A 26,097-nucleotide genomic window follows, 5' to 3' on the forward strand; every position below is an offset into this window, starting at 1 on the left:
ACCCCCAATAATGAATTTTATAAATAAAAGTGCATCTTGATAATGTAAATCTATTAAGTAGTAGGGTTATTTTAATAACTAAATGGCGAAGCCTATTCTTACTGTAGCCTTTTAGTTAAGTGTTCACATCCTTTCAATAAAATTACATTTGACACTTCACTCTTTTTAATTATATAAGAAGAGACGACTTAAATACACATTTATTTGTATTATTCTGTCTAATATTATTCATTTAACAAAAAAACCTGTTAAACCTACACTTTCCCTAAAATCTCACGATAATTTAAATCCACCATAGGTTCGTTTTTTATTAGCCGTTCTCGGATGCCAGCAACAAGCTTATTCTCCTGCTCATGCCCATTTGCGAGATCCATTTTCTTATGAAACACTCCGTAAAGCGTATAGTCGCGCAACTTCAAGAATAGCGGAATGCGCTCTAGCCATTCCAGTGGCATTGGTCGAACACTCATATAGCCTTTAAGAAAATGTACTAGAAATTCTGTCCCGAACGCTGAACGCGTTTCAAGTGTCTCTTCTCGATACTTCCACCACGTCGAGTAATAGAGAGGAATCGCAATATCGCTGATGAAATAGAAATACATAGCGTCATCGAAATCAAACACGTGGATATTCCCTTCGTGGTAAAAGAAATTACCCATATGTATATCTGAATGAATTAACCCAAATGTTTCGTTTGTTTGAGATAGCTGTTGAATGCTTGAGACAAGCAGTTGGTTACCTTTGATAATCGCTTTGTCTTTACTAGAATCGATAAATTTTTCAAGCTCAATCAAATCATCTTCATCCCATTGCAAACGTGGCGTTTCAGAGTCTTTGTATTGTTCAGTTGCTAAGTGCATTTTTGCAGTGATAGCACCCCATTTTTCAAACAGTTCCGGTGCAAATTGTGGACTGTTCATTTTGACTGAGGTACCCGGCGCTTTGTCGAACAAGCAAACGTAAAAGAATGAATCGGCGACTGGCAAAACTTCTACAAGCTCTCCGTTTTCGGAAGTATGTACGAGTGACACATGAATGTCGTGCGCATGGAGGAAGTTAATCCACTTCAGTTCACCTTCTACTTCCTTCTTCTTGCGATGCGAAGAGTGCGTCAACCTCAAAATAAACGGTGTACCAGCTCGTTCCACTTCATAAACATAATTTTCAAAGTCACCTAGCTTTTTGGCATTAGAAGCATTCGCTCCGTAGCGAGCGGCCGCTTCTATTAGGACATTCTCCGTAAATAGTTTCTCCACCCATTGTTCCATGATTTTTCCCCTTTGTTTTTCCTTTATGATTTATCACAAACGACTCTTATTCCCAAACTTCCTTCAACGTATTTCTGAATAATACATTTAATTTTTCAGTAGGGTCGTCAATTTCGATTGAAATGTTTTTGATATAAGCTTCCAAGCGTATCATTTCACTTTCTAGGAAATCATTGATTAGTTGAACCCTTGGCTCTAAATCCATTTCATCCCCAGCCATTTTACGCTGTAAAAGAATTTCGATTTCACGTTTTAAATTACTATCGGTTACCATTGCATCCACAAGTTCGTGAAAGCCGATTGGTGGAACTGTTTGCTTCTCTTCAATCCACTTACATGCCAAAATTGGACGCAGTACGTAAAAGTATTTTTTAATTTTCACTTCTGATCCCTGTAGAAATTCCTGATAATTCTTTTTTGCCATATTTAAGTAGTGATATAGTGTTGCATTCGAATAAAACACCTGTGGCTCTAACGCCCGCATCTGATCAATAAATGAATAGGCTTGGTAATAAACAATCTCACTCTTCATCCATTCTAAAAGTGGTGGATTGCTCTTTCGAAAAAGTCGTAAAGCCTTCGTGATTTCCCATCCACTAATATCTAACAAATCATTTATCGGCACTTCGATAACATCTCTTTTCTTCCCAATGCCTTGTGGATCAATCGATAAATACCAATCTGATTGATGTATATAAATAAATCGCACATCATAGTCACTGTCTTTTGAAGGAAAACCCCAAGCCCGACTACCTGACTCGACTGCATATAAGACCTTCACTTGATATTGTTCTTCAATTTCTATTAATTTATTTTTGATTAATTCATTCACTTGGTTATCATCCTTTGCGTTTTTGGCTACGTCCCTGTCTGAAAAAGTTACTGTTTCACTAGCAAGTTAACTTGGCCAATGAGATAGCTTTGCGTGTTACTTTCGTTCGTGAATAATTTATCGCTCAAATTGAAAGGTTTATCGCTCAATCTAGAGATTTATCAATCATTTTCAGGGGGTTATCGCTCATTCTGGAGATTTATCGCTCAAACACATCTCGCGTCCTAGTTAACTTCTTGAAACAAAGAGAGGAATTCGCTATAGCCTTCTGCTTCTAGCTGTTGTTTTGGAATGAATTTAAGTGCAGCTGAATTCATGCAATAACGAGCTTTATCTAGACCTGGTCCATCGTCAAAGACATGTCCGAGGTGCGAATCAGATGTTTTGGTCCGCACCTCAATTCGGCGCATACCTAAAGATGTATCGAGTTTTTCAGTAAGTTCACTGCGACGAAGTGGCTTCGTAAAACTTGGCCAACCACATCCTGCATCGTATTGGTCCAAGGTACTAAACAACGCTTCGCCTGAAATACGGTCGACATAAATCCCATCATCGTTATTGTTCCAATATTCGTTTTCATAAGGTTCTTCGGTACCGTTTTCTTTCATCACATAGTACTGAAGAGGGGTTAGTTCCTCTTTCAATTCGCTGTCACTTTTCGTGTTCTTCCAATGCTTACGGATAAAGGAAGCGCGACCCGACCCTTCCTTGTAGAGATTGTAATGAAACGGAACCTTTTTGTAGTATTGTTGATGCTTTTCCTCCGCTTGGTAAAAAGGTTGCGCAGAAATAATCTCAGTGACAATCGGCTTTGTAAACTGACCACTGTTTGCTAAAGCTTCTTTAGAAGATTCAGCAAGTTGTTTTTGTTCCTGGTCATGGACAAAAATCGCCGTGCGATAAGCATCACCTCTGTCGTTAAATTGACCTGTCGTATCGGTTGGATCGATTTGTTGCCAATATAAATCCAGCAATTTGTTATAAGAGAAAACGAATGGATCGTATGTAATTTGGACGGCTTCATAATGTCCTGTTGTGTGTGTACGAACTTCTTCGTATGTGGGATTTACGGTGTGTCCACCTGTGTAACCTGAAACCACTTGATGAATGCCAGGTTGCTCATCAAACGGAGAGACCATACACCAAAAGCATCCACCTGCGAATGTGGCAAGTTTGAATTGTGTGGGCATAACACTCGCTCCTTTCGACTGTACAAATTCATTCTTGATTGATACGGTAAATCCCTTTTTTATCGCGCAATACGCAACCGTTTCTTTCAAAAATGCGGAACATATGCACATTATTTTCATCTGTACTTCCAACGTAATATGTAGCATTCATGTTTTTTAGTAATCCGAGCGATAGTCGATGCAATATGGTGCCAAAGCCTTTACCACGCATTTCTGGAATGACACCAAAGTAAAATAATCGTCCTTCGTCAACTGTGCCATTTTCAATCACTGGAATACTAATCCCAATTGGTTGCCCATCTTTTTTGAAGATGTGGCAGTTAGAACGCCAATTATTTCCGAGCTCATTTTCAAGTGATTCCATGATTTGTTTCATGGTAAATAAATTATTTTTATTCGCAGAGCCGCTTCTACACCTTTCGTAAAGCTTAGCAAAATCCGCATCATCCATATTGCTTTGCGAAAGTAATTCAATATCTATACCCGGTTCCCCTTTAAAGTCTGCATCTAACGAACAGGCATATTCCACAATGGATGATACTTTATGAAAGCCTTGGCCAAGTAACCACTGTTCATTTTTCTGATCCATCAAAAGGGACAGGTATTTGCACTGAGTTTTGTACCATTCGGATAGCAGTTTTGCGAACGCTTGCACATATCGCTCGTTTTCAACTTCGTTATGTTTAACCTGGTCGACTAGCCAGTACTCACCGTCTTTTTTAATCAAGCTATATAGTTCCATGTTGCGACCTCATTTCATGTACTTCCTTTATTTATCGACTAGTTTACTATTTAGTTAACATTTTACTTAATCAACAACCAACAATAAATAGAAAATACAGAAAATAATTAGCAATATTTATAGCTTTTATTTACATAGCTATGGTAAGGACTAAAATCCCCCGATAATAGAGCACCGAGGGTTACTAGTCCTTATATAGGGGGTGTTACCTTCAAATATTATGACTGTTTAAAAACTCCCGAACTCTATCTGCATATGCTTGAGGTTCCTCAACCCCAGGCATATGTGAACTGTTCTTGAATACATGAAACTCAGATCCTGGAACAAGGCTCGCGTAGTATTCGGTCGTTCTAGGCGTTGCTTCATCAAAATGTCCGCATGTAAAAAGACTAGGGATGGCGATTTCGTTTAATCGATCCGTCACATCAAAATCTTGTAAAGTACCAGTGACAGTAAACTCAGACGCTCCCCACATAAACCCATAAATGGCTTTGTTGGATTTTTTCATATTGTCCAGTAGTTCTTGTGGCCAAGGAAGTAAGCGGCACACGTGACGTTCATAAAATTGAATCATGGCTTGGTGGTACTCGTCCGAATCAGTTGTCTTGTCTCGTTCACAACGTTCAATAATATCCTGTGACTCTTGCGGTAAATCCTTCAAATATTCTCTTTGATCCCGCTCCCACATTCGTGAGCTTAAGCATGGACTAGAAAACGTTACACTTTTGACACCTGTTGGTCGTTCAAGAAGGTATGCGGCTGCAAGCATTGTGCCCCATGAATGTCCGAGAATATGTACTTCCTCTAAACCTAATGCCTCTCTTACTTGCGCCAATTCCTCGACGTATCGTTCAACGGTCCACAATGATAAATCTTCAGGACGATCTGAATTCCCACATCCAAGTTGGTCATAGTGAATTACCGGTCGGTCGTCTCCCAGCATTCTAAGTGGATCCGATTCCCTGCTCATCCCACCTGGTCCACCATGCAACACTAACAGCGGAGTACCAGGACCATCCCCCGTCTTTCGATAATAAACATTTCCTCCTGTTACCGAAATAAAACCGTCTGTAACTTGCTTCATGTAATCGTCACCTTTCTTTCTCAACATTTCTTTTAATAGGCACTCACTATTTTCTCTTCCTTGTTAAAGGTTCAACACATTCTCAGAATATCCTGCTGACAAAGATTTACATTACCTTCTGAAACATGCAAAAAGGGCTCAACCACAAATTTGCGAGGTTGAACCCAATCGTTACATTGCCTATGGTCGTTAAAGATTCTATGGCTATTGATCATTTATTTTCAACGTTTCAGTCATTCGAATACTTGAAACAATTCCTGCAATGAAGGGTAATAAGGCTACTAATCCAATTGCCCACCTAACACCTAGCAAATCTGCAATGATACCCGCAAGTAAAGCTCCAAATGCATAACCACTGTCTCTCCAAAAACGGTATACTCCCATTGAAGAAGCACGCCAATGAGGTGCTGCCACATCACTAATAGCTGCTTGTAAGGTTGGATAAACCATTGCCGTACCCAAACCGAGCACAATAGCCCCTAACATCCATAATGAAAAACTATGGACAAATAGAATAAACCAAAGAGCAAATGCTTGTGTCCACATTCCATAGGTAATTAATTTTTTCCTGCCGATTTTATCACTTAATACTCCCGTGAACAACTGAAAGAATCCCCATGCAGCAGGATATAAGGCTACAATTGTACCAATTTGACTAATGCTTAAACCTACTGTTGTAAAAAATATGGGAAAGAGTCCCCAGGCCATTCCATCTTTTAAGTTCGTCGATAAACCTGAAAAACTTATGCTGGAAAGGTTTTTATCTTTCCAAGTTGTTAAGGTAAATATTTCTTTAGAGGAAAGGTTATTTATGTTCTTCTTATTGTTGGCATTGTTTTGGATTTGAACCTTTAAATGCTCACCGGTATCTTTTACGATTAATGATAATAAAATTCCGATAATGACGATTCCAATTCCCAAATAGAAAGGTTCAGGTCTCAATGTATAGGAAGTAGCAATATAACCTGAAACGATAGCCATTACGGCCACACCAGAATATCCCGCGAATTCATTTAAACCGATTGCTGTTCCTCTTTGATTTGCTTTGGAAATATCAATCTTCATATTAACCGTCATCGACCAAGTCAATCCTTGGTTAATACCCAATAAAATATTCGCAAAAACGATTACCCACCACGCTTGTGCAAAAATAATAAGGATAGGTACGAATAAGCCGATTATCCAACCAATTACGAGAACCCTTTTTCGTCCAAACCGATCTGAAATTTGTCCTGCAAAATAATTGACAATTGCCTTAGAGAAACCAAAGCTAATAATAAATGAAAGTGCAGCGCTTGTTGAGGCTAATCCAAACTGTTCTTCACCTAATATAGGTAATACAGTTCGTTCAATTCCTACCATTGAACCAACAAAGAAGTTGGTAAGAACGAGCAAAAGGAATGGAAAAAGATTTTCCTTTATACCGATTTTTGGTTGTATCACGATTTCATCTCCCATTAAGAAGGTCTGTAAAAATCAGAAAGATTCTCCTGAATACATACATTGCCGCTAAAATAATACACTTGGCTCTGAACATTTCCATGCAATATCGAGCAATGGGTTATATTCCGATTCTCTATTATTGATTTAATCATTTCCAACCCTCGATTAACATATAAATGCCTGTAAATAACAAGATGATATATGTGAATACCCGAAAGAAATTCTGGTTGATCACTTTGAATAAAAGTTGACCTAAAAACAAACCTATAAATACCACAGGTAAAGCAAACAAACTTGAATGCCAAATGGTTTTATTCGTTCCCGTAAAGATTACTTGAATGATTAAACTCATTAAATAGATGAATAAATAAAAGGCTAGAGTAGTACCTCGCAACTTTGCTTTTTTAGTATCGGTTCCTGAAAAATAAAGCAATAAAGGCGGTCCAGGCATGCCAATACTACTTGTCAACATACCTGATAGTCCACCAACTGTTATGTCTTTTTCTTTTGTTTGAGTGATACGGAACTTTAGTATTAACAAAAGAGTTAAACCTAATATGATAAGGCTAATTCCCAACATCAAATTCTTTAAATCCAAAACTAAAAAAACCATAATACCTATTGGTAATCCAGCAATACTCCCTATAATAAATCGTTTTAAAATCCCATAGTCTATATCTTCTTTAATTTTGGTAAGTAAGGCCATAGAGATAAATAGAGATAAAATTAAATTGATTTGGATCGCTTCCATCGGTTTAAATAAAAGAAGAAGGAATGGTGTTGCTAAAATCGAAAAACCAAACCCTGTACTCGTTTGAAGGATTGAAGCAACTAATATAATAAATATAAATATAAAAATTTCCATGAAAACACCTTCTTACTTTTGCTCAATAAACTCTTTAAGTTTATTAAGATGATCTCCATCTTCCTTTTTGATGAATGCTGTCACAAAAGGTTTCAGCAAGGTATTCTTGAAACCTTTTGTGCGAATGAACCCTTCAAAATTAACTAATGTTCCACTATCCTGTGGATGAAAGGAATAGTGATATTCAATAAAAATACCATTATTCTCACTTGTCACTGAATATTTTTGGTTAGCAACGTATTCTGTAAAAACTAATATCGATTCTATCGTTCTTCCTCTAACTTCTCTTACTTCTTTTACTTTTGTTCCCTTTTGAACCGGTCCTTCCGTTAACATTTCAATTCCTACTACATTATCCATGATGAATACAGAATTGTTGAAATCAGATGCTGCCTTAAATACTGTTTCAACAGATGCGTCGATATAAACTTCTTTAATAAAAGCCATTATATTTCCTCTCCTTTTTCAATTTGGATTGGCGTTTAGATATCCGTTTGATTTACCTCATTTCCCGATTAATTTGTGTAGTCCGAAAAATTTCAATCAAAGGAAGTCAAATAATTCTCACAATCAATAACATACCATAGTGATCGAATATACACTTGACGATTCTTGCTAAAAAAGCAATGAGGTATACCTCATTGCTCGGATAATAAGATATAAGAAAATTCTAATCCATTTAAGATTAGTTAAACCTAAGACGTAACTTTATCATCTGATTCTTCTGGATGTACGAGGGCGTATTTTTCCCAAGCTCTACTCTTCCAACGAAAATACATAATGGTAGCTCGAGTCCATTCATCGACAGCAATGGCTATCCATATTCCCGGGAGTCCCATATTTAAATAAAATACTAAAAAGTATCCTAAAGGTAGGCTCATTAAAACCATTGAAAATACCCCAATCATGACAGGGAACTTTGCATCCCCAGCTGCACGTAAGGAATTAATAATGACGATATTCATCGTCCGTCCCGTTTCTAAAAATATACTAAGTAAGAGAACGGATGACGCTATCTTAATTACCTCTGGGTTATCAGTGAACAAGCCGATTAGCTGATTTCGGAAGACAATCACCAGAAACACGGCGCTTAATGTGAAAATTAGTGCAAATTTTAAACTTTTCCATAATCGGGTGTAAGCCTCATCTTGTTCATTAGCCCCAACTAATCGTCCGACAATAATCGCCGTCCCCATTCCAATTGCTATCGCAAATAAAAATGTGAACATCGAAATGTTTGTTGCATACTGTCTTGCAGCCAAAGCTTCCGCTCCCAAATATGTTGCATAATATAAGAAAACAATCTGACACGCCTGATACATCACTTGCTCAAAAGCAGCTGGAATACCAATGTGTAGGATTTTTCCTATATATTCTTTAGAAAGCTTTAAATAGTAATTGAATTTTATGCGGTATTCAACCACTTGATAAAATAGCCAGAAGAAAACCAGTAACGCAATAAATCGGCTGACAATGGAAGATATCGCTGCACCTTGCACGCCCATTTCAGGGAATCCAAACTTCCCAAAAATCAGCACATAGTTTCCGATTACATGAATAATATTCATCCCTAACGAAACGTACATTGTTTGCTTTGTCCAGCCATGCACACGAATAATAGCGGCTAATGAGTTAATGAGGGCTTGAAGGAAAATTGCTCCGCCGACAATTGATAAATATTGTTCAGCGTACGCGAGTACGTCCCCTTGTAAATTCATTGCTGCCATCATGCTACGGGCGAATATAAAATAGCCTGCACTCATCAGTAAGCCAACAGCTAAATTTAACGTCACCGCAGTCGCCGATATTTTAGAGGCTTCGATATACCGCTTAGAGCCCAAATACTGAGAAACAACAATAGCCGCTCCAGTTCCAACAACTTCAAGGACCAAAATTGCGATATGTATATACTGATTCGCTGCCCCAACGCCAGACACAGCATCATCCGAAAGTGCACTCAGCATAAACGTATCGACAATCCCCATTAACATAAATAAAAATACTTCTAAAAAAATTGGCCACGTTAAGCTGAATAATTTCAACTTCTCTTTCGGACCAGAATTCGCATTCAATGAAGCCATTTAAAAACCTTCTTCCCGAGATAAACAATTAAGTTATCTTACCAAGTAACAGTAAAAAATGCTATCCCGGGGATGATGTCTGTGAATTACCTATAATTTTTGCGTCGTAAGGACTTCTAATGAACCAAGTTAAAATGAAAGAATGGCATAGCATATAAAGAGTTCTATTTTATTAGGAGGTATGTGGATGGTTAATTTTCAAGCTTTTCGTGGTACGGTCACCATGATTAGTGATTTCATGATAGGAGCTAATGGGGAAAGCGAAGGTTGTTATACCTTAATGTCCGTAGATAACGGGATGGGGGATTCGGTAAATTTCGTGGTATCACCTAGCACTTACTTTGTGGACCAGGAAATGGTGGCTATAGGGGATCAGGTATCTGGATATTATGATGGAAATGCCCCGGTCCCCCTCATTTACCCACCTCAGTATCGTGCACTCGTTATGGTAAAAGACAGCCCCTACCAAAACGTGAAAGTAGATTATTTCGATAGTCAATTAGTGAGTAGCGATGGCCAATTAAAGTTGAATCTTTCACCATTTACGCCTATCTTATTGACAAATGGGCAAGCTTTTACACGCAATCCGGCAAATCGAAATCTAATTGTGATCTATGGCCCAACCACAAGAAGTATTCCTGCCCAAACGACACCCTATAAAATAGTGGTTTGGTGTTAGGACTTCTTTTTTGAATACGAGGAAGGCCATAAACAGAATCAAGAAAATAACAGAGCCAAAATAGATATCCTCGCTAAATGATAGAAAGAAACGTTACCATAAATATGCACCTAAATTATTTTTAAAAAAGAAAGCCAGACTTCTGCAATTGAAGTCTGGCTCTTTAAAGTGAGGAAATCAGTTTATTTCTATTGCCTTATTTTTGATAAAGAATTGACCTTAAAAATGTGAATGCCAGAAGTACTGTAAGCCAACGATCCCAAATGCAGCTACTTTTTTTATCCTTTCTTAAAAGTAATAAGAAAAGTTAGAGACACTTCAAAAAAACTGGATTCTTTGAAGCTTAAAGCAGGTACTGGTATGTAGCGTTTTCATTATCTATTATTAATTATTGCTTAAACTATTAACGAAATTTTAAGTCTTTTGCTGGATATTTTAATCAAGGAGCATCAATATCTCTGCTCATATATGTGACAACACTATAAGACTATTAGATAAATACAATGAATAACAGTGAAAGTAAGTTATAATGAATCATATTTAAGATTTAAAGTTTTTCCTTAAATATGATTTTATTGTTCAAGATCATCTTAAATAGGTTTAGTAAACTTTAAGTACTATTATTAGCGGAATTTGATAGGCCAATAAACTGTGAAAAGAATATTCTAATTTACGAGGATAAAAAGGAATGAAAAATATATGACAAAAAATTTATCTACTAATAATAAGGGCAGAATTTATTCTGTAGATATCACTCGTGGTTTACTTGTTGCATTTGCTGTATTTTTAAGTAATATTCCTCCCGGCGGCTATGAGTGGGCGAGACATGCTCAATGGTTTGGATTCCCTATTATTGACGCCATTTTTCCTGCATTCCTAACATTATTTGGAGTTGGGTTAGCTATTGCATATCAGAAAAAAATAAAGTGGAATAAAGTCCTACGTAGAACGATTGTATTATTTGTTGTTGGTTTAATCTATAACGGAATCGTTGGATTAGATTATGATTTAGGTACATGGCGCTTGACTGGAGTTCTTCAGCTTTTTGCCATTGTTGGATTAATCGTTGTTTTTTTGATATGGATTAACCGAACGTGGGTTTTTGCTGTTTCTGTAAGTCTGGTAGTGCTTTTTAGTTATGGATTATTACTTTCTGTCTCTAGTACATCCTGTCCTGGTGGACTGCTATCACCTGAATGCTTCCCTCTGGGGCAACTTGATTATTGGGTTTACGGTGAAAATCACTTATATGCAGAAGGAACTAGAGGCTATGACCCTGAAGGTATTTTAACAATGTTCAGTTCTATTGCTAACGTTATGCTAGGCTTTGCAGCTGGTCGTATCTTGCTGGCCAATCGAGAAAAAGAAGCTACTAAGCCGCTATTGTTCTTGGCTATTGGTATAGCATGTTTAGTTCCTATTCTTATAAATTTTGCTCCTATCGGCAAAAGAATTTGGACTCCTTCTTTTGCAGCGGTTACAGCTGCAATAACCATTTTTATATTAGCAATATTTTATACATTAATCGATCGAAAAGCACGAGAAAAACCTCCGAGTTTCCCTGGAATGTATATTATAGAAGCCTTTGGGAGGAATAGCTTAATTATTTACTTTGGTAAGGATCTTATATCAAAACTTACAATTCAAATCCAAGTCCCGACTGCAAATGGAAGAATATCTTTACGTCAATTCTTAGTCGATATATTTTCAACTTGGTCTTCGCATCCTAAGATTATATATGCACTATTCTTATTAGGTTGCTGGACCATTGTTGCCATAATACTGCATCGCAGGAAGATTTACATTAAGGCTTAAAGATTACTATTACTATTACTATTACTATTACTATTACTATTACTATTTTTATTATTGATGTAAACTCTGTCATTTTGCTAGAAAAAGTTTCTATTTCAGCTTCTTTTAACTTTTGGATTTGCTTTATGATGTGTGCTGGAGTGTTAGCTGGAAGACGAAATGTAATATATGTTGGAAAAGCACACATCATATTGCACGTAGTTGAATAGACGATATTTTTTAAATAATCCCATGAAAAAACACACAAATTCATAATGAATTTGTGTGTTTTTGTTTTGGAAGATTAGAATTTGTCCTGTGTTCGCTAATAATAAAACGCCCTACTCCTTTTTGTCTGTTAGTGGATCTTCAGCAACTGGAAAACGGACAATCACTGTTGTTCCTTGATTCACTATACTTTGGAATTGAATTGTGCCATTATACTTTTCAACAATGTTAAAGCAAATCATGAGTCCTAATCCAGTCCCTTTACTTTTCAACGAGTAAAATGGTGTACCTAAGGAATTCATTTCTTCTTCTGACATGCCAATAGCTGTATCGATCACTTTAAATTCGATTTCTTTCTTTTTTTGCTCAGCGCTGATAACGACAGAATCACCTTTATTGGAAACCTCAATTGCATTTTTCACTAAGTTGATAAATAATTGCTTAAATTCGATGATATTTATAGTTATATATAAGTTTCCTTGAACACTTAAGTCTATTTTATTTTGATTAACAACACCGTAAGACATTAGTAAGTCCGTTACACTTTGAAGTCCTTTTCGAACATCTAACGTTTCCATTTTTTGATCTAAATCTGGTTTCGATGTATTTAAAAGCTGTGATATGACATGTTCCGCTGTATTTAACTCATCAACCATTAAAGAAAAATTACTTTTGTCTTCTTTGCTAAATGAATTTTCATTTTCATAGAACTGTAAAAATCCTTTTACCACTGTCAGTGGATTTCTGATCTCATGAGCGACAGCGGCTGCCAATTGACCCGTTGTTTTTAATCTCTCCGATTTCTGCAATTCCTCATAATACAATTGCTGGTTTTTGATTCGATTAGCAGATTGATGAAATATCAAATATAAAATAACTTGGCTACCGATAAAGTTGATAATATTTCCGATTAAATCCATTTTGATATGTGAATAATCACTGCCTTGATTAATTAACCCAACATAACTAAACGTTAAAGTTATTAATAAGCCGTTAAACACTAAAGAGAAATAAAAAAGCTTTGAATCGAAAAACAAAATAGAAAACCCAGGAATAAAGCAGAGAAAGATAAACGTCGACCATGTTTCAGGATATAAAAAGAAGAGCATATAAAAATAAGCTGCACCTATAATAATAATGATGATTCTAAAAAGATATCTTTCATACTTCGGGTATATTAACAAACTTGATGACAGTAAAATAATTAATATAAAATGAATTATCAATCCTACTTCTAGACCATCATAACGGGGAATAACGACAAACAATCCCGTTGCCATCAGGGCGATAGAAATCAATGTTATTAAATAATATTGTTTTTGCTTCACGAGTACACACCTTTTGTTAATATTATTTCTTCAACATTCTTGTCGTAACAGTCTCATTCAAAGTTCAATTTCACAAGAATTATTGACGCTCAATTGATACCTAGCAAGATTAAAATACATATAAATCATTTAATCTATAAATATATCTTATTTATTTAAGATAGAACACTATTTTCATTTTGTATCGGGACTTCATTCCCCATCCATTTAGCATAATTTCGAGTATTTTGTCATAACATAGTGGTGTTTAGAAAATGTATGGGGGGAGTACAAATAGATCGTACGAAAGAACATAAAACTGCTGAAGTCATAAAGAAAGGAATAGGTTTTGGAACTTGCCTTTCAATGGTTATCTCGTACACAGCTTATCAGTCAATAGGTTGGGCCATTTTACATGGTTTTTTTAGTTGGTTTTATGTACTTTATTATATAATAAAATATTCTCCTGAATTATTTTGAAAAGAAGAAAGACAGACTCTTGCAAACGAAGTCTGTTTTTTTGATGGGACTTATATTTTCCTTTCGCTGATTCTTGTAATTCTATACATTGCTGATTCACTGCTATATATTATAAACAGGTGATAATATGAAAACAAACATATACGTAAACAATGAAAAATTTATAGCAGGTATGACCATGAAGGATGATAAAGAACCAGAAAACAGCAATATGGCACTCCATACCTGTAATAGTACTGATGATGTGTTGGAAAACAGAAAAAATTTAGCCACTTACTTGAATTGTGGACTGTATGATTTCGTTTGTGCCAATCAAACACATAGCTCGAACTTTCATAAGGTTACACTTGATGATAAAGGTCGTGGAGCAAATCGAACAGATAATGCAATTATCGATACAGACGCGATGTACACGTACGAGTCGAACCTATTATTAAGTAGCTTCACTGCAGACTGTGTCCCTGTAATTTTTCACAACGAAGTAACTGGCCTCTTAGGTGTCATTCACTCGGGGTGGCAAGGGACAGTAAAAGAGATTACCTTGAAACTCATTGAGCATTTAAAACAAGTGGAACAATGCAACCCTAATGATTTGCAGGTCCAAATTGGTGCAGCCCTAAGCCAGGAAAAATTCGAAGTCGATGAAGATGTGTATGTTAAATTCAAAGAGCTTGGTTATGCGGATGATTTTATGTATTACAATGACCAAACCCACAAGTACCACATCGACAATCAACAAACAGTAAAAAAACAATGTGAGCTGGCTGGCATTCCGACTGAGCAAATTACTATTGACCCAACTTGTACGTATATAAGCCCCGATGGTTTTTCTTATCGCCAAGACAAACAAAGCGGTAGACATCTAAGTTTTATCATGAAAAAAGGTGAATGACCATTAACAATCGATATTATCAGCGAAATATATTCAAAAAAGCCCATCAATGTTGAACATTGATGGGCTTTCATATTTTAATTCACGGTTAAAGAAATAATGAATCATTTAGGGATAGGTAAGTAGAAAAGACCGTTTGCGTGTACTTACTTATTCATCTTCGAAAGGAAGCTTCCAAGTAAATCCTCTACGTCCTCTTCCTCAACATCCACTTCGGAGTCGTCCTCAGTAGCGGCGTGCTCTTGTTTAGCCTTATCCCAATCAAAATTCATCAAATCATCTTCCAGTTCATCATGAAGAAATTCATCATGATGAACATCCAAATCAGTTGAAATATGATTCTTAGCACTTAAGGCGTCTTCATTTTTCCCAGAGTATTGGTCTTGTAAATACAGGGCTTGGTCAATATCTAAAGCATTGCTATTAAGAGATGCAAGAACAGACATCGCACGAACAGGATCAGTTAATAATTGATAGACAATATTTCCCAACAATGCTTCTGAATGCTCGTGTTTGAGCCAATTGCGCTGTTCCTTGCTTAATTGTTTCGGCAGAGGAATCGTTACCAACTCTCTATCCTTGGATAGAGAGTTACTGACCCCCTCCAAAATAAACTCTGCCATTTTGCTTGAAAAGTTTCTTCTCTCAGTTTCTTTTAACTTTTGCATTTGCTTTACGATGTGTTCTGGAGTGTTAGCAGGCAGACGAAATGTAATCGCCTGCCCCCTCTGAATACCAGTCATGAGATCACCCTATTTTTCTACTTTTTGTTTCGTTACTTCTTTATTTTTTGTTTCTTTTGTATTCTTTCTAACAAAATCAGAGATCAATTTATGATACGCATTTGCCATCATCCAAATACTTTCTTTTTCATCTTCAAAGAATTCAATATTGTAGCCGTTTAAGCTATTATTGATCGTTTTGATATATTCTTTTAACACGATTGCTCCGCCGCCAACAAAATAGCAGATTTCTGTTTGAGAATTCTTCGACCAAACATTACGTAAATGGCGATATTCTTTCTTAGCTAAGTCTAAAAGGATTCGATCAGTAATATCATGGACGCTTGTGCGGCTTCCTTTTACCATAATGTGATTTCGATCATTTTTTCTAGTAATGATATCGACAACATCTCTGCGGCTATCTAATTCCACACCATGTTTTAGTCGAATTTCTTCTCGAATTGACTCTAAAGCTTCCGATACACCCAGATTAAATCCTTGTGCCTTGTCATCGTCTACATTACGATTTTTGATGACAGCAACATCAGTTGATAATCCCCCGATATCTTGAATCAAGATACTTTTGTCAATTAAATCTCTATTAATAATGTTTAAATCACTGTCCATTACTAAGTTAATATAAGCTGCAAAGCCCTCAGGATAAATCTTAACTTCATCAAATTTAATATTCACCTTTAACCCCTGGTATTTAGGAGTAACTAAGAATTCAACTTGATGAACTGAACCTAATAACTGTGAGCGGTAGCCAACATCTTTTCCTTCTTTAACTTCACGAAGGGGCAATCCTGTACCTAATGTATAGTTAGCATCAATTACATTGTTATTTTTTTTGAAAATTTCCGAATTTTCTTCTCTCACTGCGTCTAATGCCAAACTAGCAAAAAGCATGATTAATGTCTGATCTTCCTCTGATTTACTGCTACCAGGATCTAATTCACTTGCATTGTCACTTTTTGTCGCTAAACTACCTACACGATAAATTACATTATTCTCTTTCAAGGCAGGGGAGTGAACTTTAATATGAATTCCCTCAATTGGATCTTTCTCGTTTAAATCTTCAATTCCTATTACAGGTCTATCTTCTGTTGCAAGCGCTATTACGTTTGGTATGTATAATTCATATTCCGACTTTCCAAATAAAGCCTTTACCGAGTCGTTCCCTACATCAATTGCACAAATTCTAGAAGTATTCATAATACCATTCCTCTCATTTATATGTTTCTATTCCATTAAAAGGTTACAGAAGGTTAATAAAGGAGTCAATCCACCTAAAGTTGTATTCGTAAAGTATACATTTTTCCTATTATCGTATACATGCAAACAATAATGTACACATACCTAAAATAAAGCATGTGTACGAGTTTGTTTACATGTATACTCTTTTGTAAACAATTTGTTTTCATATTGTTTACATGTATACATAATTGTAAACTTCATAAATATTTGAATTATATCAACTTCAAAACTTATTTATTTGTATATATTTCGAATTGTTGAATTAGTGAAGAAGACAGTTGACAGTTTGATTGTAATTACTTTATGAAGAAATTAGGTATGAATAAGACACAAATTCAATTCATACTGGTAGATTAAAACTGATTAACTGTTTCGCTATGACACTTTATATCAAGTTATTATAGGATCTCTTAAAGAATTAATCATTTTATTAATTCATATTGTAATAGAAGCTAAAAATTTTCGTTAAACAACATTTAATAATGGGCAAGATAAATTTTTCAGAAAGAAGGATATTTTATTGAATTCAAATCAAAAAGCAACCGATTCATACAGGCTGTAGAAATTCCACAAGAACTTTATCAGTCTTTAAAAGGGAAATATTTTGTAGGCTAAGCAGATGAATTAAATTTTGGTAGAGGGACTAGCGTGTGGGCACGACTATACAATCCCCCAAATTCCGGGGTAAATCTTCATGTCAATGTATGGACAATAACAGATGTTTCAAATTCCTCTTTTTTAGCCCAATTTTGATTTAATTCCAATCCTTCAGAGACTCCAATTAAATCAGAATTTGTCACACCATCAAATACAGCAATATCTCCTCTTCCACAGCCAAAAATAAAACTACAGTACGCCACTAACTTCTTAAATGAACCAACAGGAGGAATTAAGGCTTTTGAACGTAGAGCTGAGCCTGAAACTACCTTAGTTGACGTTGAAAATGGAAAGTTTATTTTCCCACCAGGTGGATTATTTCTTGTGTTTTTATCCAACCCTGAATCACCCGATGTAGTTACTTCAGGAAGAATCGCTTTTGGCTGGTGGGATGCAAAAATATACTGCATTCAAGTTTTTTGAAGGAAATAGAAAAGCTCCAGTGAATATTCACTGGAGCTTTTGTCATGCATATTTATACACGCTTCTCGTTAATATGTTATCGATAACTACCAAAACCACTAAATAATAATCATTCATTTTTGTATCTTTCAGCTGATTGCTGGCAAGCCTATTACTCAACTTTCCATTATGCATAATTTCCTATTTTAACTATATATGAAAGCACTTTAAAACCAAACTCACTTAATAAAAAAATGAGAATGCTCAACATGATTTTACCCTCTTGTAGTCATTTTATTATCGATAATCGATTTAGCAATTTATTTTTGTAAATACTACATTTTATAAATTTTACTCAGATCCCCGAGTATCTTGTTGCTCGGAATCTTCAAGAACTTTAGAATCTGGACTTCTCTCTATCTACATACAAACTGACCCCTACATATTGCACTAAACTGATACTTTTAAATATGCCAGTGCTTTGCTACTGTTATCAATGAATTCATAAAGTGAGGAAGGTTTTTACTATGCAAAAAACACAAACACAAAGTTATTCAAGTTCACGTAAACAAACGTTTAATTTAATTTTAACATCCATGCTAATTGCACTCGTATTTGTTGCTACTCTCTTATTAAATATCAAACTACCGATTACAGCGAATGGCGGTTTAGTTCATCTAGGAACAGCTATGCTCTTCATCGCCGCCTTCTTATTTGGTCCAAAAAAGGCAGCTATTGCTGGTGCTGTTGGGATGGGGTTATTCGACTTAGTCTCTGGTTGGACCTTGTGGGCGCCATTCACCATTGTGGCTCGCGGATTACAAGGTTATATAGTTGGGAAAATTGCTTGGTCGAACGGTCGAAATGGTAATAGTGTTGCATTCAATCTACTCGGTGCGATCGTTTCTGTTCCTGTCATGTTAGCTGTTTATTACCTTTGTGAAGGGATTTTATATAGTAACTGGATTGCACCAGTTGCCTCTATTCCTGGAAACATCGTTCAAAATGTTGTCGGAATCCTTGTAGCAATTCCTGTTTGTATTGCGCTGAAAAAAGTTTCTTTTTTTAAGTAAGGATAAAAAGGAACCATACAATTTCCCTAAAAAAGGAGAAAGCTTAGTGATCTAAGCCTTCTCCTTTTATTATTTTTTAATAAACTTTAGATTTTAATGACTGATCTCATTTACTATGGGACGGGTCACCTTACCTAATGAATGTAAAAGTATCATTTTAAAACATTCGCATCCGCACAAAATCATCATTCGAAATTAATTATTATCCTCAAGGCAATGATAAACGGACATCATATCTCGTTTATCCAACTCACGAATCCGCTTAAAAATAGGGATTTCTGCAACGAACTCCGTCTGGAAGCTTTCATCAACAACATCGACTACTCTGCCAGTTAACCAAGTTTGTACGTCGACGCACTCGACAATTTCATTACGCCCTTCATCATTGATGCCACTGGCATAGCAACTCACACAAGGTACCGATAATTTTTGAACGCCGTCATGAAGACCATCTTCAGAAATGACTTTCTTCCCTTTACAGAATGGACAAGGATGCTTTGCTTTCACTTTATTTATGTGGGTCACAATTTTTTTGTAACCAAATGCTTCATAAACATAAGTTAGCTTTTTGTATTTTCCATGGGTAAAATACTTTTCAATAATGGTTTCTCTCGTCTCGGTAATATTTGCAAAATCACAGATTGTGATCTGATTTTTGCTGCTTATTGCTTCGATTTTGCCTTGAATACTGTCCCAGAATGGGTAAACATTTTGTAATACCAGTTCATAGTCCACAAAGCTTGCTTGTTCAAGTTCAAGTATTTTTAGTGCTACTTGTGTTTCCCTAGGAAGCAAGGAAACATCTTCTGTAAGCGCCATATCACCGCCTACAATCGCTTTTAGCTTTTCAAGACCCTCTAGCTTACCAACTGCTTTTATTACATGATCTATCGGTTGCTGAATGATTTCACGAATGTCTGCGTCACCAAATAGGAGTTTTTTACGATGCTTTAGCACGGTACCTTCACACACTGGACAGCTAATCATAATTTTTGATGCTTTCATATGATCTTTAATGATTGATTTCGAAATAAACATATAACGCCCAATGATTAAATTAAAGCCTTCCCATGTTCTCCTAGCCTTGCCTGCTTTATCGTAAAATGACTTTTCCCAATACCCATATAAAAAGGTCTGCTTTTCTGCTTCTGTCATCTCGGTATAGCTTTTACTAATATCTTGGCCAAGTTCATTCTTTATCTCATCAAATAAGAATTGTAATTTTGGATATTGATAATATTTTAGTACCTCCATTACGTCTGGGTGTAGCAAGCCATCCCAAAATGGCACAGTTTTGTCTTGAATAACAACATCAATATCAAATTTTTCAACGACACGACGCCCAGAACAGCATGGACAATGATTTTCTTGATAATAGAAATCGAAGCTTCTTGTATCTTTATTTATCGGATGAGCAGCCACAATATGGTTGATTACCCCTCCAATTTCATAGAGAAATGTAAATTGACTATACAAGTGTCTTTCGAGATCAATGGCGATAACTGGTGCGATGGTGTCAGACTCGTATTCACCATAAATGACACGTGCCATTGGTGATAAACTTTTTAATATGCCGCCTTTATAAATGTTTTCTGCCTTTTTAAAATAGTCCAGATGATTTTCTTCTAAGTAGTGAATACCTTTTTGTTGCTTTAGTGTTGAAGAAATGTGCATGGAAGCAACTTTATCTCCGCTACTTTTTTGACGATAATAATCTTCATGACCGACAACATCAAGATGTTGAACAGGTGCAAGTTGTCTTTTTCCAAAATCAACGATGAAATCAGAGCTTTTCAACATATAGTCATTATGTTCAATCATCAAGATAGAGACAGAGTCATCCTCTAGAATAACCCTCACACTATCAATAAATTGGTTTAAAATATTTTGTGACAGCCCTTTTGAAGGCTCGTCAAAAATAAATAACGTATGTGGATTTTTGGCGTTCGAAAACAACTCAGAAACTAAGTGAACACATTGAAATTCACCCGTTGATAAGGTTTGTGTTTTTCTTTCTAATGTCAAATAACCAAGTCCAAGTTTAATTAACAAACTCAAGCGTTTATGAGCGATATCTTCGTTTGGAAGTTCAACAATGATATCTTCAATCGAGCGTTGAAAAATATCATCGATCTCCTCACTATATTTAGTCAGTTTCTTTTTAATATCAAGAAACGTAGCAACGGTCGACCGGCTGGTTATCGAATGGTTTCGATCTTGCCCAACCATAACTAATTTATCTTTTGGATATCGTTTCAAAAAATCTTTGGTCATACACTCACTTACAAGAGTAGACTTACCGCAACCAGACTCACCGGTAAAAGTGACTAGTCTATTTTTAGGAATCTTAATTTTTGGCATTTGAATATTACGACAGTATAGTTCTTTAAATTGATAGTATTCTGTTGGCACTGCTTGATTTCGTTCCCATATGATTGGTTTTGGACGTGGTGATTCTTCCACGATTTTCCCGCCATACTTACCACTTCCAGGTCCAAAGAACAATTGCTCATCAGTTGTATCAAGCACCGTGTCAGAATGATCAATGAGCCAAATTTGATTCTTATACCCTAGTTGTTTAATCTGATCTAAAATTTTTAATAGTGTTTCATGATCAAGACCAACGGAGATTTCATCAATAATAATAACGGTATTCTCACTCGCAGCCATGAATTCCGCCAAAAAAAGCCGAGTTAATTCTCCGCCTGATAAAGTTCCCATAATTCGATTTATCGATAAATAACCAATGTTCATATCGATAATATTTTGGAGCATATGTTGCTTTTCTTCACTAATATGTAATGTTTCAGCTAAAGACAAAATGGATTCAATGCTTAAGTCGTTAATATCAGAAATACTATATGGTTTTTCAAATAATTCAATTGTGTATTGCTCAACCTCTTCATTATAGCGATGACCCTTACACTTTTTACATTCCACGTTTTTCGTTGTACCTCGCCCTTTACAATCTGGACACCATCCTAATGCATTATTAAAAGAAAAAACTTCTGGAGATATATCAAATTTTTCAGCGAGACGAACACGAATCTCTTTAAAAATGCCCGTATGGGTGCCAATAGTCGACCGTGGATTAGAAGAAATCGAAGCTTTTCCGAGAAAAAGCACTAAAGGCATGTCTTCCATCTTGATGGCACTAAAATTCGTTTCCATAATATTAGAAAATAAGTACTGATATTCAGCTTTAGGCAACAAAGAAACGAGACGCTTTTTAGACTCTTCACCAATGGTTTGCGAAAAAGTAGTTTTACCAGAACCGGACAAACCTGCAATACCTAGCGATTTATTTACAGGTAGAACAGCATCTAATTGGTTAATATTGTTGGCAATTAATCGATTTATTTTCATATGTACTTCCTCTCTACTTGCTTATACCCAGACTTTCTCATTAGCACAGTTTATAAACATCCTACCATTAGTGAACGTTTTTTTATTATGTTCTTTATATAAGTGTGGAAACGGAATCTCTAAGGGAGTGCGCTGGAACGTAAATCAACCTCTACTAAATAAAAGGCTATGTTAAATGTTGCTGTTGATATTCCGCAAAACAGTTACGCTTTCCGCGGGCTTGCGCCGAACTAACTCGGACTTAATGTCCGAGTGGATTTCTGCACTTCGCTGTTCCCGCTGGAGTCTTCACTGTTTTGCTTTAACTGAGCCAAATAAAAAAAGGGAACTGTCCTTAGTCATATATTATTATGACTTTTAGGACAGTCCCGCTTACCTTTTATTCAGTCTTTGTCTTGTCTATCTCATCATCTTTATTAATTTCCGCTGAACTCGCTGGATCTATGTCAGAATAATTCAGAGAATCAATATTAATCGTTTCTTTTTCGCTTAAACCAAGAATTTCATTTGATGAAGTATTAGTTTCTTGCAGAAGCTCAGGATTTTCCATTAGTGACACGCCATAAGACGGAATCATTTTTTTAATTTTTGGTTCCCACTCTTCCATATGTTGCGGGAAGCATTTGTTAAGTACCTCAAGCATGACGTGTACAGCAGTTGAAGCACCTGGAGAAGCTCCTAGTAAGGCAGCAATCGAGCCATCTGCGGCACTAACAACTTCGGTACCAAATTGAAGAGTTCCTTTGCCTTCAGGAGTATCTTTGATGACTTGTACACGTTGGCCAGCTACTACTAAATCCCAATCCTCGCTCTTAGCGTTCGGGATAAACTCTCGTAATTCATCCATACGTTGTTCTTTCGATAATAGTACTTGCTGAATCAGGTATTTTGTCAATGACATCTCTTTTGCTCCTGCCGCCAACATGGTTAAGATGTTATTCGGTTTTACAGAAGTCACTAAATCCATATTTGATCCTGTTTTTAAGAACTTCGGTGAGAAGCCGGCAAAAGGTCCAAATAACAACGCTCTCTTATTGTCGATATAGCGAGTATCAAGATGCGGAACAGACATTGGTGGAGCACCAACTTTAGCTTTTCCGTATACTTTTGCATTATTTTGAGCAATAACAGTTGGATTATTACACACCATGAAAATCCCGCTGACTGGGAATCCGCCGATTTGTTTCCCTTCAGGAATACCAGATTTTTGAAGTAAATGTACACTTCCGCCTCCGCCTCCGATAAAGACGAATTGTGCACGATGGCGTTCCACAATACCACTGAAGATATTACGCACTTTTAACTCCCATGAGCCGTCGCCATTTTGGTACAAATTATCAACATTTTGATTATATTTGATACTGACGTTTTTATTTTGTAAGTGGTCAAACAACATGCGTGTTAACGCACCAAAATTGACATCCGTACCAGAGTCGATTTTCGTTGCTGCTATCGCTTCATTTGTTGGACGGTCTTGCATAATAAGCGGAATCCATTCCATCAGTTTCGCTGGATCATCAGAAAACTCCATCCCTTGGAATAGAGGATTTTTTGATAGCGATTCAAAACGTTTCTTTAAGAACTCCACATTTTGTTCGCCTTGCACCATACTCATATGAGGTAATGGCATGATAAAGTCTTCCGGATTATTTATCAGCCCGTTTTTTACTAGATGTGCCCAAAACTGCGTTGACAGCCGAAACTGTTCATTAATTTTTATCGCTTTGCTAATATCTATCGATCCGTCTGGTTTTTCAGTTGTGTAATTAAGCTCACACAGTGCCGCATGCCCTGTTCCTGCATTATTCCACTCATTCGAGCTTTCCTCACCTGCACTGTCGAGCTTCTCAAACACTTTGATGTTCCATTCAGGTACTAATTCTTTCAAAAGTGTTCCCAATGTCGCACTCATAATTCCAGCACCAATTAAGATGACGTCTGTTTTAGTTTCTCTAATGTCCATTTTTACCATCCTTAGTCCCTAAAATTGCAGAAAGGATATAGGCGCTCTTGCTTAGAATTGACAATAAGCTAAGGCGAGACCCAGTCACAAACCTTTTCTGTTTCAATAATATCCATATATAGTGTAATACAATTATTTAAAGAATAACATATCTTCTAGTACCTAATAATTATAAGTCTTTTAAAAGCAGGTTAATAGTGAGAAGTCTTTCCACAAGTCCTGAGGACACGCAAAAACCACTAACTTACCATATCTTTTGCAGGTTTATATGGTGGATTGCTGATTCTAGTGAACGGAAAGACGTCTTATCCTTCCGAATTCAATCGATTCATAAATGCACGATACTTGTAATTGTGGGGAGGTACTCGCGATGAATGCATTACACTTATCTAACCAGCTCTGCTTCCCGTTTTATTCGATTTCAAAAGAGATTACAAAGTGTTATCGGCTGCTTCTTGAACCGCTTCAATTAACCTATCCTCATTATTTAGTGATGCTCATTTTGTGGGAACAGGATCAAATTCCGATGAAAGCAATTGTGAGTCGGCTACAATTAGATTCAGGAACGCTCACACCACTCATTAATAAACTAATTACCCTTGGCAACATTTCGTAATCCAGATGATGAACGTCATCTTGTGATTCAGTTAACTGCTAGGGCACTTACGTTAGAATTCGTAGCGCAACATATTCCTGAGCAAATAGTTGAAATTCTTGGGTTTAGTGAAGAGGATTATGTACGTTATCAGCAGATGCTAGCTGAGTTTTCTATGAAACTGGGACTAAATGAAGATTCAAGACGTTGATTTGTACATATGGAGATAGAAATGTCCTTGGGATATTTCTTCTCAACTATTCCTTCGACTCTCAATTACAAACAGCACCATCTGATGAACTATCAGGTGATGCTGTCTTTGTTTAAATCGAATCAAATTAAAACTGTTCTTTTGCGGGAAATTATACTTTTAAAACTCCTCTGAACCCTCTTGCCCCATAGTAGGAGTCTGCTCCATTATGGTACGTGAAAATCGTATTGTAGCGGCGGTCGCAAAATAACGCACCGTTAAGTTTACGGATTCGATCAGGAGTCGCAATCCAGGTCGACGTCTTGAGATCAAATTCTCCAAAGGTCTGCAAATAACGGTATTGCTCCTCATCCAAAATCTCGATACCCATCTCTATTGCCATTTCATGAGCTGAATTTTCTGGAGGAAATTTCTTGCGTCCTTCTCGAGCTTCCCGGTCGTAACAGACACTTCTGCGCTCTTTCGGACTTTCTTTGACGCAATCGTAAAAATGATACGTATCTGTGTCCTCATCATACGCCACTACGTCCGGTTCCCCACCGGTGCGCTCCATTTCCGATAGCGACCAGACTGCATTTGGGTTCTGTTGTAGCTTCTTCTCTACCTCGTCCCATAAGAGGCCTTTATGGCGGTCCATGTGTTTTTCGAATCGGTGCTTCAACGTCGCGAATAGTTCTAGCTTTTGTTCATCAGTAACGGAATTTCTCATCATCTCACTCCTTATCTTTAATCTCCCCTGGCAACATAATCTCTACCATTATTTGTACTACCTCGTCTGGAAACGTCTCAGGTACAAAATCCATTTCCTCCGTTGTAAGATACAGCGTGGAGTTTTCCGTTTGTGGATTAGCGGTTCTACTGCACGTCCCGGACAACTTCCTATAAAGTGATAAAGGGCCAAGGTAAGATGCCCTGCTTCTATCTTATTTAATTACAGAATTTCACTTAGTTTTTTTACATCTATTT

The 26,097-nt window shown here is 36.5% G+C and carries 21 protein-coding genes and 1 pseudogene; 7 read left to right on the forward strand and 15 right to left on the reverse strand.

Going from position 1 to position 26,097, the window contains the following annotated elements; translation table 11 throughout:
- Positions 1-254: 254 nt before the first annotated feature.
- The 9 genes from WBG45_RS12195 to WBG45_RS12235 all read right to left on the reverse strand — a co-directional run bounded on the left by WBG45_RS12195 (position 255) and on the right by WBG45_RS12235 (position 9,505).
- Positions 255-1,268 carry a phosphotransferase enzyme family protein gene (locus tag WBG45_RS12195; RefSeq protein WP_424414922.1) on the reverse strand — a complete coding sequence of 338 codons (1,014 nt, stop codon included), beginning with the start codon at positions 1,266-1,268 and terminating at the stop codon, positions 255-257.
- Positions 1,269-1,314: 46 nt separating this feature from the next.
- Positions 1,315-2,100, reverse strand: a complete 786-nt coding sequence (locus WBG45_RS12200) for a nucleotidyltransferase domain-containing protein (protein WP_424414924.1) — start codon at positions 2,098-2,100, stop codon at positions 1,315-1,317.
- A 224-nt stretch (positions 2,101-2,324) separates the two neighbouring features.
- Entirely contained in the window at positions 2,325-3,290 is a 966-nt protein-coding gene (gene msrA, locus WBG45_RS12205) for a peptide-methionine (S)-S-oxide reductase MsrA (protein ID WP_424414926.1), read from the reverse strand.
- A gap of 28 nt (positions 3,291-3,318) precedes the next feature.
- Complete coding sequence (locus tag WBG45_RS12210; protein WP_424414927.1) at positions 3,319-4,032, reverse strand: GNAT family N-acetyltransferase; 714 nt, start codon at positions 4,030-4,032, stop codon at positions 3,319-3,321.
- A 211-nt stretch (positions 4,033-4,243) separates the two neighbouring features.
- A complete protein-coding gene (locus tag WBG45_RS12215; protein ID WP_424414929.1) occupies positions 4,244-5,116 on the reverse strand; it encodes a proline iminopeptidase-family hydrolase in 873 nt (290 codons plus the stop codon).
- A gap of 204 nt (positions 5,117-5,320) precedes the next feature.
- The gene (locus WBG45_RS12220; RefSeq protein WP_424414984.1) at positions 5,321-6,556 is read right to left on the reverse strand and encodes an MFS transporter; all 1,236 of its coding nucleotides are present in this window, start codon (positions 6,554-6,556) and stop codon (positions 5,321-5,323) included.
- A gap of 151 nt (positions 6,557-6,707) precedes the next feature.
- Positions 6,708-7,424 carry a sulfite exporter TauE/SafE family protein gene (locus tag WBG45_RS12225; protein ID WP_424414931.1) on the reverse strand — a complete coding sequence of 239 codons (717 nt, stop codon included), beginning with the start codon at positions 7,422-7,424 and terminating at the stop codon, positions 6,708-6,710.
- Between the two features lie 12 nt (positions 7,425-7,436).
- Entirely contained in the window at positions 7,437-7,871 is a 435-nt protein-coding gene (locus tag WBG45_RS12230; RefSeq protein WP_424414933.1) for an SRPBCC family protein, read from the reverse strand.
- 248 nt (positions 7,872-8,119) lie between these two features.
- Positions 8,120-9,505, reverse strand: coding sequence for an MATE family efflux transporter (locus tag WBG45_RS12235; RefSeq protein ID WP_424414935.1), 1,386 nt, complete (start codon positions 9,503-9,505; stop codon positions 8,120-8,122).
- Between the two features lie 187 nt (positions 9,506-9,692).
- On the opposite strand from WBG45_RS12235, the gene WBG45_RS12240 reads away from it, so the two are divergent.
- Entirely contained in the window at positions 9,693-10,184 is a 492-nt protein-coding gene (locus tag WBG45_RS12240) for a hypothetical protein (RefSeq protein WP_424414937.1), read from the forward strand.
- Between the two features lie 699 nt (positions 10,185-10,883).
- A complete protein-coding gene (locus WBG45_RS12245; protein WP_424414939.1) occupies positions 10,884-11,999 on the forward strand; it encodes an acyltransferase family protein in 1,116 nt (371 codons plus the stop codon).
- Positions 12,000-12,319: 320 nt separating this feature from the next.
- Here the strand turns inward: WBG45_RS12245 and WBG45_RS12250 are convergent, their stop codons facing one another.
- Entirely contained in the window at positions 12,320-13,534 is a 1,215-nt protein-coding gene (locus WBG45_RS12250; protein ID WP_424414941.1) for an ATP-binding protein, read from the reverse strand.
- 586 nt (positions 13,535-14,120) lie between these two features.
- On the opposite strand from WBG45_RS12250, the gene pgeF reads away from it, so the two are divergent.
- Positions 14,121-14,885 carry a peptidoglycan editing factor PgeF gene (pgeF, locus tag WBG45_RS12255; RefSeq protein ID WP_424414942.1) on the forward strand — a complete coding sequence of 255 codons (765 nt, stop codon included), beginning with the start codon at positions 14,121-14,123 and terminating at the stop codon, positions 14,883-14,885.
- Positions 14,886-15,031: 146 nt separating this feature from the next.
- On the opposite strand, the gene WBG45_RS12260 is transcribed toward pgeF, so the two are convergent.
- Both WBG45_RS12260 and WBG45_RS12265 read right to left on the reverse strand, forming a co-directional pair.
- A complete protein-coding gene (locus WBG45_RS12260) occupies positions 15,032-15,628 on the reverse strand; it encodes a hypothetical protein (RefSeq protein WP_424414944.1) in 597 nt (198 codons plus the stop codon).
- 9 nt (positions 15,629-15,637) lie between these two features.
- The gene (locus WBG45_RS12265; RefSeq protein WP_424414946.1) at positions 15,638-16,822 is read right to left on the reverse strand and encodes a ParM/StbA family protein; all 1,185 of its coding nucleotides are present in this window, start codon (positions 16,820-16,822) and stop codon (positions 15,638-15,640) included.
- 690 nt (positions 16,823-17,512) lie between these two features.
- Here WBG45_RS12265 and WBG45_RS12270 point away from each other — a divergent pair.
- Positions 17,513-17,944, forward strand: a pseudogene (locus tag WBG45_RS12270) (DUF6143 family protein).
- A 506-nt stretch (positions 17,945-18,450) separates the two neighbouring features.
- Complete coding sequence (locus WBG45_RS12275) at positions 18,451-18,996, forward strand: ECF transporter S component (RefSeq protein WP_424414948.1); 546 nt, start codon at positions 18,451-18,453, stop codon at positions 18,994-18,996.
- 195 nt (positions 18,997-19,191) lie between these two features.
- On the opposite strand, the gene WBG45_RS12280 is transcribed toward WBG45_RS12275, so the two are convergent.
- Positions 19,192-22,362 carry an ATP-binding cassette domain-containing protein gene (locus tag WBG45_RS12280; protein WP_424414950.1) on the reverse strand — a complete coding sequence of 1,057 codons (3,171 nt, stop codon included), beginning with the start codon at positions 22,360-22,362 and terminating at the stop codon, positions 19,192-19,194.
- A gap of 379 nt (positions 22,363-22,741) precedes the next feature.
- Entirely contained in the window at positions 22,742-24,325 is a 1,584-nt protein-coding gene (locus WBG45_RS12285; RefSeq protein WP_424414952.1) for a malate:quinone oxidoreductase, read from the reverse strand.
- Positions 24,326-24,695: 370 nt separating this feature from the next.
- Here WBG45_RS12285 and WBG45_RS12290 point away from each other — a divergent pair, with 370 nt between their 5' ends.
- Together WBG45_RS12290 and WBG45_RS12295 are read left to right on the forward strand one after the other, a co-directional pair.
- Positions 24,696-24,941 carry a MarR family winged helix-turn-helix transcriptional regulator gene (locus tag WBG45_RS12290; RefSeq protein ID WP_424414954.1) on the forward strand — a complete coding sequence of 82 codons (246 nt, stop codon included), beginning with the start codon at positions 24,696-24,698 and terminating at the stop codon, positions 24,939-24,941.
- A complete protein-coding gene (locus tag WBG45_RS12295) occupies positions 24,925-25,131 on the forward strand; it encodes a hypothetical protein (protein ID WP_424414956.1) in 207 nt (68 codons plus the stop codon). Before WBG45_RS12290 ends, WBG45_RS12295 begins: the two co-directional genes overlap by 17 nt.
- A gap of 151 nt (positions 25,132-25,282) precedes the next feature.
- Here the strand turns inward: WBG45_RS12295 and WBG45_RS12300 are convergent, their stop codons facing one another.
- On the reverse strand, positions 25,283-25,843 hold the full coding sequence (locus tag WBG45_RS12300; RefSeq protein WP_424414958.1) for a DUF4256 domain-containing protein: 561 nt from the start codon (positions 25,841-25,843) through the stop codon (positions 25,283-25,285).
- Between the last annotated feature and the right edge of the window lie 254 nt (positions 25,844-26,097).

This window comes from Paenisporosarcina sp. (assembly GCF_049671445.1).
Classification (GTDB): domain Bacteria; phylum Bacillota; class Bacilli; order Bacillales_A; family Planococcaceae; genus Paenisporosarcina.